The sequence below is a fragment of the Pseudoxanthomonas sacheonensis genome, assembly GCF_010093305.1.
GTDB lineage: Bacteria > Pseudomonadota > Gammaproteobacteria > Xanthomonadales > Xanthomonadaceae > Pseudoxanthomonas_A > Pseudoxanthomonas_A sacheonensis.
This window is the reverse complement of the sequence record NZ_PDWS01000002.1, coordinates 368,239-380,055: the sequence shown is the minus strand read 5'-3', so window position 1 is coordinate 380,055 and position 11,817 is coordinate 368,239. Positions and strand designations below refer to the sequence as shown.

Here is an 11,817-nt window from a genome sequence, read left to right as displayed (position 1 = left end):
CCGTGACGGCATTCGCCTTAGCGTCGGATGGCGGAGAGGGGAGTGCGGCTTCCCGGGCGGAAATCCTGCACTGACAGCTGGCCTGCACCAACGGCTGGCCCGGGCGCCGTCCACGGAAGGACCGGGAGTTGCGGCGGAGGCCGTCGCTGCTTCGATCGACGCGAGCCGGGAACCCGTCAGCCGGGCATCGCATGCAGCGCTACGTTCAACCGGTCCACCACCATGGCCCAGTCTGCATCGTCCTGGCGTTCCTCGCGCAGGAGCTGCGATTGCGCGGGCGACCAGAACGGCGCGTCCTCCAGGCGCATGCCGTCGGGGAGTGGCGAATGGATGGCGATGAAGCGCTGGATGCTGGCGTTGTCGTTGGCCAGGCCCAGTTGGGCGAACAATTCGGAGAACGGGTGTACGGTCGGTTCCATGGCGCTGTTAGAAATGGCGGGAACGGCAGCCTAACGGCGGGCAGGTTAAGCCGCGGGATAGGCGGCGCCAATGCCGCGTCGATCCAGGTTATTCCAGCGCATAACTGAAGTCGTAGGAGTGCTTGCCGTCCTCGACGACGATCCGCATCGAACCGGACAATCCTTCCAGCGCGCCGGTCCCGGACTCCGGAACCACGGTCACCGTCCATTCCTGCGGTGTGCCCCGGACCATCAGCGCGCGGTGCACCATGACGAAACTGCCGTTGCGTCCGTGCAGGGTGCCGGTGATCTTCTCGAGAGCCACGTAGGCGCCGGACGCCGTTCCATCTCCCGACGCCAGCATCTCGCCTTGGCCGGTCGCTTCCAGATCGCCGTGGAAGCGCTTGTCCAGGGAAAGGCGGCCGAATCCGGACGCCTGGGCAGGCGGATTGTCCGCGGTTTGCGGTTGAATCTTGACTTCGAAGGTGCCGAGGGCATGCATGGGAACGGACTCCGTGACGGTTTGCGCCGATGCCGCGGCCGGCAGGCAGGCGGTGCAGGCGAGCAGCAACGGGGCAAGGGCTTTCATGGGAAACTCGAGCGGGGCTGGAGTACCGATGAGAGCATGGCGAAAGTGCCGACGATTGTAAAAACGCGACTTGCGCATGCGCGGCCGGGAACGCACCGGTGAATTCCGGAGCGGGCAAGGCCCGTGGCTTGTTGCGTTCTGCGCCGGCGCCCGGTGTTTTCCACCATGCGCGCCTGTCGCCGCCGGCTGCGCTGGCGGCGGTGGTTCAGCACTTTTGGATCGTGCGCTGGGATTTGCGCGGGTGCCCTGCGCAAATCCGCGAGACTTTGCCGCATCCCAACGCGCATCTGGTGCTGGAAACCGGTCAGGCGCGCGTGCACGGCGTCCACACCGGCCGCTTCGCCACCGTGCTCGAAGGACAGGGCGCGGTATTCGGGGTGAAGTTCCGTCCTGGCGGTTTCCACCCGTTCCTGCGGGCGCCGCTGTCGACCTTGCGCAACCGCAGCGTGCCGTTACGGGAATTGTTCGGCGCCGAGGGCGACTGTCTGGGCCCGGCCGTGCTTTCTCAGCAGGACGATGCGGCAATGGCGGCGGTAGCCGTCGATTTTCTTGCTCTGCATTTGCCGCCGGTCGGCGAGGAAGTGGAGCGCGTAGGGCGGATCGTCGACGGGATCGCAGTGGACCGCAGCGTCAACACCCTCGAGGACTTGGTGGCGCAATGGCGTACAGGCAGGCGCGCGTTGCAGCGGATGTTCAACGAATACGTGGGCGTCGGACCCAAATGGGTGATCAACCGGTACCGCATGCACGAAGCGCTGGAGCGCATGGAGCAGGACGATGAGCTGGAATGGGCGCGGCTGGCGCTGGAATTGGGCTATTTCGACCAGGCGCATTTCATCCGCGACTTCAAGGCCCTGGTAGGGTGCCCACCCGCCGAATACCGGCGACGTCGCCACGACGGTTGACGCTGTTCGCACAGCGTCAGGCGGCGCGGAGAACATTTGCAGCGGCTTCCCGGAGGCAACGACGTTTTTGCTTGAACGCCGCGCATGCGTTAGCGTGTCGCTCTTGCGGGAAAATGGGCTTGGGAATGAAGGCAAGGCATCGTAAGGCCGATCACACACCGCGTATGGCGCCGAGCGGCGCCGATGTGAAAAACGCGTGAGCGTGCGCCGGCACTCGCCCGTTCCCCTGCAGGACTCTCTCGCCGGCATGGAAGTGAGAACCGAAACAGGCAGCCTGTTTTTTTGCGTATTTCCGGACCCGGCGGCAAGGGAAGCCATCGCCGCCGAAACCGATGCCCTGCGTGCCGAGCATTCGCTGGTCGGCGCGGTTATCAAGCCCAACCGGCTGCATGTCACGCTGCATTACCTGGGCGAGCATCTGATCGATCGCGCCGACATAGTGGAGGCGGCGACGACGGCGGCATTGCGGGTCAGGCACGCGCCGTTCGAAGTGACCCTGGCGCGCGCCTCCAGCTTTCCCACGCGCAGCGACAAGCACCCTTGCGTATTGCTGTGCCCGGAAGAGCGCCCGCCGGTCCACGGATTGTGGCGCGAGCTCAGCAACCGTCTGATGGCCGGCGGGTTCGGACGCTATCTGAAACGGGAATTCACTCCGCACGTCACGGTGCTGTACGACACGCGCGTGCTGATCCCGCAGGCGATCGAACCGATCCGCTGGCAGGCGCGCGACTTCGCGCTGGTGCGCAGCTGGCAGGGCGAGTACGAGGTGGTCGGCAGCTGGGCGTTGCGCGCGTCATGAACCGCCGGCCGCGAGAAGGCCGTGCAGCATCGCCCGGTATTGAGCCAGCGCCGCCTCGTCCTTGCCCGCGGCCAGCGCCACCGCCCGCTGCAGCGCGCGGCGGGCGCTGCGCGAATTTCCCGCCTGCGCATAGGCGCGGGCCAGTCCGTGGTAGAACCGGTGTTCGCCGCCATGCAGGCGGATCGCGCGCTGATAGCGTTTGATGGCCTGGGCGTAGTCGCCTCGTTGCTCGAACTGCATGGCGAGCATGAACTGGTGGAAAGGATCCCGCGACTGCACCTTGTCCAACCGGCGCTGGAACTGCGCTTCGCGTTCGTGGTCGCCGCTGCGCTTGTACAGGGCTACCAGATTGAACAGGGCGCTGGAATGCTCGGGCGCCAGCGACAGCGCGGTGGCGTAGGCCCGCTCCGCGCCCGCCAAGTCGCCGCTGTGCAGACGCAGTACGCCGGTATTGCTCCAGGTAGTGGGGTAGGCGGGGTCCAGTTCCAGGGAGATATCGGCATGCGCCAGCGCGGCGGGAAGATCGTCCAGGACCATCAACTGGGCGGCGCGGTTGTTGTAGTACTGCGCCAGCAGTCGCTGTTCGCTGATGACATGGGCAGGATGGCGCCCGATCACGAAACTGCTGCCCACATCCACCACGTAGCGCTGCGCGCCGAGGCGTACCGCGGCATTGACGTGGTTGCTGCGGTAGACGACGTCCTGGCGCTGCTGCCAGGACAGTGTTTCGTCGATCTCCTGCGGATAGGCGTCCAATCCCGCTTCGCGCGCCAGAGCCAGGAACACCAGGGTGTAGGTGAGGCAGTTGACCTGCCGGTTGAGGTAGGCCTGTTCCACTGTCTGGGTGGCGTCGTCCTGGTATTCCAGGCGCAGCCCGTCCTGGCTGGTCGACATCAGCCCGATCAGTCGCCGCAGGCGTTGCGATTGGCTGCGGCCCGGTGCGTTTACCCGCTCTTGCACCAGCGCACGGAGGGCTGGCGGCACTGCCATGAGCTGCGCCGGGTCTGGCGGGGCATGCTCCAAGGAAGCATGCTCGACCGCCGGAGTGGACAGCGCCAAGGCCGCCGCAAGCGCCCAGCCGATCATCGCCGACCCTCCTACAGCAAACGGCCCATGCCGCTCGCGGCGAGTCTAGACCCTAGTCCGCGCCAATACCTGTGCGCAATCGGTCAACATGCGGCGCTGCGCAAATCCCCGGTATCGCACCATGGCAATATCGTTCATTCCGGCGGGGTTATCCTCGTCCCATACCGCAACAGGAGGCCGCCATGGCTACCGGCTGGGCAGGCGACGGCGCCGTACAGGACCAGATAGACGCCACCGTAAAAGACGGCATCAAGCGCGCCCGCAGCCAATTGCCGCAGGGTCCGAGCCTGAGCCACTGCGAAGAATGCGATGCGCCCATTCCCGAGGCACGGCGCAAGGCGGTGCCGGGCGTGCGCCTGTGCGTTCCCTGCCAGGAAGCGCACGACGAAGAGCAAGGTGCGCACAGCGGCTTCAACCGGCGCGGCAGCAAGGACAGCCAGCTGCGCTGAGCGTCGATCCGCGCGCCTGCGGTTGAAGGAAACGGTGGCGAACGATTAGGCTGGCCGGCATGCCTACCTCTATGATCATCGTCGACGACTTCCTGGACAACGCGCAAGCCTTGCGGGAAGCCTCGCTGCGGCTGACCTATCCGCCGCAAGAGGGCATGTTTCCCGGCCGCAATTCGGTGGAGCGGATCAACATAGAAGGACTCGCGCAACAGGTTTCCCGGCTGGTGGGCGAACCGCTGGAAGCGATGCCGCCGCCGCAGGCGCATGCCAAAAGCCGCATCACCCTGGCTGCGGACAAGGGCAAGGCGAAAGTGCATGTGGATGCCGCTCACTGGTCGGGCATCCTGTATCTCAGCCGTCCCCAGGACTGCCAGGGCGGCACCGAATTCTTCCGTCACCGTGCCACCAACACCGATCGGGCGCCGTACGACGATCGCGAAGCGGCGGCGCTCGGGTACTCGTCCGCCAAGGGCATGGTGGATGAGATCCTGGAGAGAGACGGCACCGACGACTCGAAGTGGGAAATGACCCAGTGCGTGCCCATGCGCTTCAACCGCCTGCTGCTGCTGCGCCCGTGGCTGTGGCATACGGCAGGCGCGAACTTCGGCGACACCCTGGAAAACGGGCGACTGGTCTATCTGATGTTCTTCGCCTCTTCCCAGCGCTGAGGCCAAGCACGCGCATGAGAAACGCCCGGCAGCGCCGGGCGTTTTCGTTTCCATCGTCGCGCCGCGATCGACAACAAGCCCGTTACGGCAGGTACTCCACGCGCAGTTTCGCGGTGGCGCCCTTGTCTATCCACAAGTAGTTGGTGGATGTGGGATTGCCACTGAAGCGCAGGCGCAGCTGGGTGCGGCCGCCACGGTTGATCGCCGACAGGCCGGCGCTGGCGAACGCGTTGCTGGTCTGGCTGCCGCCGCTGAAGCTCAGCAGCTGCGCCACCGCGCTCGCGCTGGCGGCCGCTGCGTAGTCGCCCGTCTCGATGACGCATGCGCCGAAACAGCCGTTGTTCACGTCCACCACCAGCGTGTTGCCGGCGGGGTTGCCCCACGGATTTCCCGAAGCGCTGCGATACGCCACCGTGACCGTGGCCGACACGACAGTCGCGCCATCGGGCAGCGAGGAAGTGTCGAACGACAGCAGGCTGCGGTTGAACTTGCCGTCGGTACCGCGTCCCAGGGCGAGCCCGGAATAGGCTTCCAGCGTGCCCACCGCCGGTGCGCTGCCGTCGGCATTGGCCTTCACGTAGCCGTCGTTGGAGTCTTCGTTGGAGAACTCCGCCAGCAGCGGCGTACCGCCGCCGGAGCCTTCCAGCACGTTCACCGCAACCGTGGCCGATGTGCCCACGTTGTCCACCAGGTCGAAGGCGCGCGCCTGCAGCGTGTGATTGCCGGTACTGGCGGTGGCCGAGTTCCAGCTGATCGAGTACGGCGCGCTGGCGTCGCTGCCCAACAGCGTGCCGTCAAGCAGGAATTCCACGCGGTCCACGCCGATGTCGTCGCTGGCCGTTGCGCTGACCGTGACCGTGCCGCTGACGCTGGCCCCGTTCGCAGGCGCGGTAAGGCTGACGGTGGGCGCGTTGCCATCCAGGTTGTCCAGACTCCAGAAGTGGCCGATGTAGTAACTGGAGCACAGGTTCACGTCGAGGATGTAGGCGCCCGCGGTACCGCACTGGGTTTCGCCGGTGCCCGGATCGACCGGCGTCCCGTGGCCCATGCCGGTGATGGTGTAGGTCTCCACGCGCGGCGTACCGTCCGCATCTTTGTACACCTTGTGCGGAAATCCGCCCACGGTGTCGCTGACGTCCGCGGTCTGGTCGATGCCGTGCACGTTGGTCCACTGCTGCATGCTTTCGGTCAGGTTGGCCGGACGCACCACGTAGTCGCTGTCGCCGTGCCAGATCGAGACGACAGGCCAGGCACCGGTGTGGCTGCTGGCCGCGCGCACTTTGTCGCCCCACTGCGCCGGTGTGAGGTCGGTGCCGGGATTCATGCAGCTGAAAGCGGCCGACTGGCTGGTGGCGCAACGGTAAGGCAGGCCGGCGACGATGGCGCCGCCTGCGAAGACTTCGGGATACGCGGCCAGCATCACCGCGGTCATCGCGCCGCCGGCCGAAAGCCCGGTGACGTAGACGCGCGCCGGATCGCTGCCGTGATCGGCCTGCATGCGGTCGACCATCTGCTTGATCGACAGCGCCTCGCCCGATCCGCGCGCGGTGTCGCCGGCCTCGAACCAGTTGAAGCAGGTGCTGGAATTGTTGGAACTCTGCTGCTGCGGCAGCAGCAACGCGAACTGCCACCGCTGCGCCAGCATTTGCCAGCCGGTTTCCGCGTCGTAGCTGGCCGCGCTTTGCGAACAGCCGTGCATCGCCACCACCAGCGGCGCATTGGCGGGCAGGCCTGGCGGCACGTACTTGAACATGCGCAGATTGCCGGGATTGCTGCCGAAGCCGGTGACTTCGGTCTGGGCGAAGGCAGGCAGGCACAGCAGTCCCGTCATCGCCAGGGAAGCCAGGGTCAGCCAGCGCAGCATGCTGGTACGCGGGGTGCGGCGCGAAAGAAGCGGTATGCAGTCGGACAGGACGGACATGCGTTCGGTTCCTTGTGGACGACGGGCAGGGCGCAGTAGCGCATGCACCCGCAGGCGTCGCCATTGTCCAAAAGGGCAAGCTGCGGTGCACCATCGCCGTATGCGCCGTGCATCGACCCGCGTATCCATCGCTCATGCGAAAAAACGCCCGGCATTCGCCGGGCGTTTCCCATTTTCCGGATTCGTGCCGCCTATCAATCGATCAGTTGCAGCCCCACGATCACCGCCAGGATGCCGGCCAGAATGGCGTAGCTGCCGTCGCTGCCGCGATGGCCGTAGCGATAGCGGCCGTAGTAACCGTCTTCGTAGCCGCGTTGGAAGCCCTGGCGGAAGTAGTAGTTGTATTGGCTCTGGTCGATGTAATAGCCGTTGTAACCATAATTGGCATCTTCATAGGCATAGCTGTTGCGGTAGTCGCTGCGCCAGCCGTCCATACGATCGGCGCGACCGGCGTTGAGGCCTTCCCGGTAACCGTAGTTCACGGCCTGGCGCAGCAGGTCGCCGCCATAGCGGTTGGTTTCGTACCAGCGGCCGCCGTAGGAATAGCGATAGCTGGCCGGGGTGTAGTAGTACGGGTCGTTGTAGTAGTTGTAGTTGCGCGAGCTGAAGCGGATCTGCTGTTGGCGCAGGCGGTCGTAATACTGCTGCTGGTAGCGGTACTGCGAGTTGCGGCGCTGTTCGCGCAGTTGGCGGGCGTAGCGCTGTTCCCAATCGTTGCGGTTGCTGTAGCGCTGGCGTTCCTGCTGCCGGAAGCGTTCGGCGCGCTGGCGCTCCTCGCGGATGCGGCGCTCCTGCACTTCACGGCTCAGGCGGTTCTGCTCGTTGCGGCGGTCGTAGTCGTGTCGTTCGTCGCGTCGGCCCGGCTGGTTGCCGCCCATGACGCGTGCAGGCTGGCCGGAGGCCTGGCGCTGTAGCTGTTGACGGGCAGCGTCGTCGCGGACGGCTTGTTGGCGCAGGTCGCCATCGCGCCGCTGTTCGCGGATGCGTTCGTCTCGGCGCGCGTCCTGCTGGCGCTGCAGCTGTTCGCGCTGGGCGTTCTGGCGGGCCTCGTTCTGCTGGCGCAAGGCGCGCTGTTGGTCTTCGTTGCGGCGCTCCCATTGCTGACGCTCGCCTTGGCGCGCGGCCTGTTGGCGCTGGGCGTTCTGGCGGGCTTCGTTCTGCTGGCGCAAGGCGCGCTGTTGATCTTCGTTGCGGCGCTCTAATTGCTGACGCTCGCCTTGGCGCGCGGCCTGCTGGCGAGCAGCCTGTTCGCGTTGGATGTCGTTGCGGCGTTCCAGCTGCTGGCGGGCGGCGTTCTGGCGCGCTTCCATCTGCTGACGCTGGGCATCGTCGTTGCGACGCTCCATCTGCTGGCGTTCGCCCTGACGCTGGGCCTGTTGCTGGCGGGCCTGCTCCTGGCGTGCTTCGGCCTGCTGGCGGCGCTGGTCGGCGCGGGCCTTGTTGTCGCTCTGTTCTTTGTCTTCGCGGTCGCGGTCGTTTCGATCCTGCGCGGTGGCGGCCGCACCCATGCCGAGGGCGAGGGCAGAGCCTAGCGCAACGGACCAAAGCGTCTGTTGGCGGGGAGAGAGTTTCATGTCGGTTTCCTGTTCGGACTACCAACGGTGTAGTTGGCCTGTGCGTAGTTGGCGGCCGACGCTATGAATGGATTCTGAGGCCGTCCGGCGCCGTTTAGCCGGCAGAAGGCGTAACCGATTACAGATTGGAATCCAATTTGGAACAGCGCGTTTTGCCCTCGCCATGCGCCATAGGTGTCAACGAAGACTCGTGCCACGACCGCCAGGCAACGTTCGCCTGGTGCGCAGCGACTACGGCGTCAGCAGCGTGCGCAGTCGATTCCATGCCTGCAGCCAACGCGACTGCAACTGCTGCACGCAGCGCAGGGCGCCGCCACGCAGCAGGCAGGCGTTGGTGCTGGCAGACACGGGTTGCTGCACGGCGCCGACCGACGACGGCGAACTCTGCGCGGCGTTGCCGGTGCCCGGACGAGCGGGAAGCGGACTGGACATGACTCGTGCATCATCGGAAACGATGGTGCCGGTAGCCTGGCCATCGGCCAGCGTGGCGCCGGTCGCGCCGCTGAGATTGACAGTGAAAGTCTCGCTCGGTTCGCGTTCCGCATCGCCGTTGACCGTGACCGTGAAGGTCCGGCTGGTCTGCCCGGCGGCGATGGTTTCGCCGGCCAGCGAACGGGCCGCGTAATCGCTGCCCGCCGTGGCCGTGCCGTTGGCGGTGGCGATGTTGTAGCTCACGGCGGCGGTGGACGCGCGCGTCAGGCTGACCGTGAAGGTCATCGCCACGGTGCCGCTGGCGCCTTCGGTCACCGATGCGTCGCCGATGGCAAGACTCAGCGGCGCGGCATTCACGGTAACGGTGCTGGTGCGGGTGATGCCCGCATAGGTCGCCGACAAGGTGCCGGAGGCCGTAGTGTCCGAGGCGGCCGTGGCGATCGGGAACGTGGCGCTGCTGGCGCCCTGCGCCACGGTGACGCTGGCCGGCACGGAGAAGGCGCTGCTGGCGCTGCTCAACGCGATCTGCGCACCGCCGCTGGGCGCAGCGGATGTGAGCGTGACCGTGCCGGTGGCCGCCTGGCCGCCGGTCACCGGGTTGGGCGAGGCGCTGACCGCACTGAGCGCAGCGGTGACCACGGTCGGTTTCCAGCCCAGCTGGATCACCTCGAAATCGCTGGCCTTGAGGGTGGCGAACGCGGGATTGAGCGTGCCGTTGTTCCAGCGCACATCGAAAGTGCCCGAGATGTACAGGTCCGACCCGTTGTCGACCATGATCAGGCCGTACTTCTGCATGGCGCGGAAGATCTTGCGCGATATCGGATCGGTAGTGCGCAATGCCGGATCCGCGCCGCCGACATTGGTTTTCAGGCGCAGGCGCGCGCCCATGGGCAGCGCGCCGGAAGTGCTGCCGGCACTATGCGAGGCCGGGTACACATGGCCGTTGCTGGCGCGCAGCGTGACGCGCAGGGCATGGGTAATTTCCGGTACGGCCGCATTGGCCGCTTCGTCGTAGCGCACCAGGCCCGGGAAGATCGCAAGGCCCGAGGCGTCTGCCGAAGTCCAGCCTTCCGGGCGGCGGCCATTGGTGTTCAAATCGAAGAACGCGCCAGAACCGGCGTACCAGCGATTCTGCGAGGCGTTGTAGTAGACGTTGTAGAGCTCGTAGAGATGCCGGTTGGTGCAATCGATCATCAGCAGGTGGCGGTCGGAACTGCCGCGCTGATCGACGTTGCCGGGCGCGCCGCCTTCCACCCAGTGGACCTGGCTGATGGCCTGGGCGGGAATGGGGTAGAACGCCACGCCATTGCCGTCGCTTTCATCGTCGTAGTCGAAGGTGACGGTCTGCTTGGGCTGCGAGCCATCGACGACAGCGTAGGGAAAGCCATAGATGTTGGTGCTGCCGGGCGACTCTTCGCCTCCAAAGTCGGGGTGCAGCGCGCGGGTGGCGCCGATGAAGGAAATGTAGCTGGCCGAGGACGCATCGACCGGCGCCGCACTGATGTCCGTATTCCACCAGTTGTCGGCGGGAAATACCGGCGCGGCCACCGGCGCGCCCTGTACCGGGACGGTGGCGGGGCAGGATTGGCCGAAGGCCACGGGGAGAACGGCGAGGAGCAATAGGGGGGAGACAAGCCATCGGCACAACCACGAACGGCGCATGCGCATCTACTTCATCGACTACAGGGCCCGGCGATGGTCGGGGCCGGGCCAAGGGGAGTCAAACGCAGCCGCAGCGGTTTTCTAGCTGAATTGGCGCTATGCGAGACGTAGGCCACATAAAGCGCTAAATGCGAGGTGAACGCCAAGGGATCGCCCGCTTATCGGCCAGTGCGGGCGCGCCATCCGGGCCGGGAATGCGGCCGGATCCAGACTCGGCCGATGGATTCCGCTACAGATACGAGCGGATTTTCCCTTTGATCTGCTCCACCAGCGCCGGCGTCAGCCTGCCCAGCAAATTGCGCCGTTCCGCCGGGATGTGAGCGGCAGGGTCGTGGTCGTCGAATACGTAGTGATCGAACAGATGCTTCCAGGCCTTGCGTTCGCTGCGTGGCAACGATTTCAGCGCGAGGATGGCGTGCATCAACGCACCCAGCCCGGATTCCGGCACCACCCCTTGCCCAATGGCCGGTTTCCACCAGTAGTTCACCAACGCGTTCAATCGTTCCAGCGAGGCGACGTGGTGCCACCACAGCGGCGGGATATAGATCGCGTCGCCCGGCTCCAGCTCCGACACCAGCGATTGCGCCAGCGCCTGGCGCAATCGCGGAAAGCGCGGGTCGTCCGGACGGTCCAGCCGCGCCATGCTGATGGCGGCCCCGGTCGGGGCGAAATCCAGCGGACCGATGTAGAGATCGCCTACCTGTTCCGGCGCGAACAGGGTGAAGCGCCGGCGGCCGCAGACCACTACGGCCAGGTTGTGGGAGGCATCGAAATGCGCGGGCGTGGTGACCCGGTTGCCGATCCACAGGCGCGGCTCGATCGCCGCCTGCAGTTGCGGCAGCGGGTGTTCCTGACGGAAACCCGGCAGGCAGGCGGAGACCGGCGCACTCTGCAGCGCTACCCCCGAAGTGACGCCGTCATGGCGGCTGTAGGCAGCCAGACGCCGCAAGGCTTCGGTGACCGGCACGCGGAAGTGCCGGTAGTTGAAGCCATCCATCTGCGGGTTGTAGCCGATGACCCCGTCCTCTTCGGGCGCCATCAACAGCGTGTCGACCTCGGCGCCATTGTCGAAGCCGGCCAGGTAGTGGGCGAAAGAGGTGTCGGATTCGCGCGCCGCCGCGACCACCGGCCAGTCACGGCACAATCCGCGGATCACCAGCGGTAGTTCGCGGTCGGCCAGGTCGGCTTGGGTGAAAGCGCGGTCGCCGACGTGGGATTCTTCGATTGCGGAAGGCATGCGCCGGTCCAGTGGAAGCGGATCAGCGAATCCTAGCGCGCCCGATGCAATGCGTGGCCGCTTGGACGACAATGCCCTTGGTGCCAGGGCCGAGGGC

Annotated in this window: 11 protein-coding genes; 4 read left to right on the top strand and 7 right to left on the bottom strand. The window is 66.1% G+C overall.

Annotation, left to right across the window (positions count from 1 at the left end):
* Positions 1-176: 176 nt before the first annotated feature.
* Positions 177-419, bottom strand: coding sequence for a DUF2789 domain-containing protein (locus CSC73_RS03635; protein WP_163839042.1), 243 nt, complete (start codon positions 417-419; stop codon positions 177-179).
* Positions 420-507: 88 nt separating this feature from the next.
* Positions 508-987 carry a DUF3224 domain-containing protein gene (locus CSC73_RS03630; protein WP_343042682.1) on the bottom strand — a complete coding sequence of 160 codons (480 nt, stop codon included), beginning with the start codon at positions 985-987 and terminating at the stop codon, positions 508-510.
* 98 nt (positions 988-1,085) lie between these two features.
* Between CSC73_RS03630 and CSC73_RS03625 the strand changes: the two genes are divergently transcribed.
* The gene (locus CSC73_RS03625) at positions 1,086-1,892 is read left to right on the top strand and encodes an AraC family transcriptional regulator (protein ID WP_163839041.1); all 807 of its coding nucleotides are present in this window, start codon (positions 1,086-1,088) and stop codon (positions 1,890-1,892) included.
* Positions 1,893-2,088: 196 nt separating this feature from the next.
* Complete coding sequence (locus CSC73_RS03620; protein WP_163839040.1) at positions 2,089-2,691, top strand: 2'-5' RNA ligase family protein; 603 nt, start codon at positions 2,089-2,091, stop codon at positions 2,689-2,691.
* On the opposite strand, the gene CSC73_RS03615 is transcribed toward CSC73_RS03620, so the two are convergent.
* A complete protein-coding gene (locus CSC73_RS03615) occupies positions 2,686-3,777 on the bottom strand; it encodes a tetratricopeptide repeat protein (RefSeq protein ID WP_163839039.1) in 1,092 nt (363 codons plus the stop codon). The genes CSC73_RS03620 and CSC73_RS03615 overlap by 6 nt on opposite strands.
* A 182-nt stretch (positions 3,778-3,959) precedes the next feature.
* Here CSC73_RS03615 and CSC73_RS03610 point away from each other — a divergent pair, with 182 nt between their 5' ends.
* Entirely contained in the window at positions 3,960-4,226 is a 267-nt protein-coding gene (locus tag CSC73_RS03610; RefSeq protein WP_163839038.1) for a DksA/TraR family C4-type zinc finger protein, read from the top strand.
* A 44-nt stretch (positions 4,227-4,270) separates the two neighbouring features.
* Entirely contained in the window at positions 4,271-4,894 is a 624-nt protein-coding gene (locus CSC73_RS03605) for a DUF6445 family protein (RefSeq protein WP_343042684.1), read from the top strand.
* An 82-nt stretch (positions 4,895-4,976) separates the two neighbouring features.
* Here CSC73_RS03605 and CSC73_RS03600 read toward each other — a convergent pair whose 3' ends face one another.
* The 4 genes from CSC73_RS03600 to CSC73_RS03585 form a co-directional block, all read right to left on the bottom strand.
* Positions 4,977-6,815: an extracellular catalytic domain type 1 short-chain-length polyhydroxyalkanoate depolymerase gene (locus CSC73_RS03600; protein WP_211840797.1), complete on the bottom strand. Its 1,839-nt coding sequence runs from the start codon at positions 6,813-6,815 to the stop codon at positions 4,977-4,979.
* A 194-nt stretch (positions 6,816-7,009) separates the two neighbouring features.
* Positions 7,010-8,389: a hypothetical protein gene (locus CSC73_RS03595; RefSeq protein ID WP_163839036.1), complete on the bottom strand. Its 1,380-nt coding sequence runs from the start codon at positions 8,387-8,389 to the stop codon at positions 7,010-7,012.
* Between the two features lie 231 nt (positions 8,390-8,620).
* Positions 8,621-10,420, bottom strand: a complete 1,800-nt coding sequence (locus CSC73_RS03590; RefSeq protein WP_246197303.1) for a Calx-beta domain-containing protein — start codon at positions 10,418-10,420, stop codon at positions 8,621-8,623.
* Between the two features lie 292 nt (positions 10,421-10,712).
* Positions 10,713-11,720 carry a cupin-like domain-containing protein gene (locus CSC73_RS03585; RefSeq protein WP_163839035.1) on the bottom strand — a complete coding sequence of 336 codons (1,008 nt, stop codon included), beginning with the start codon at positions 11,718-11,720 and terminating at the stop codon, positions 10,713-10,715.
* Between the last annotated feature and the right edge of the window lie 97 nt (positions 11,721-11,817).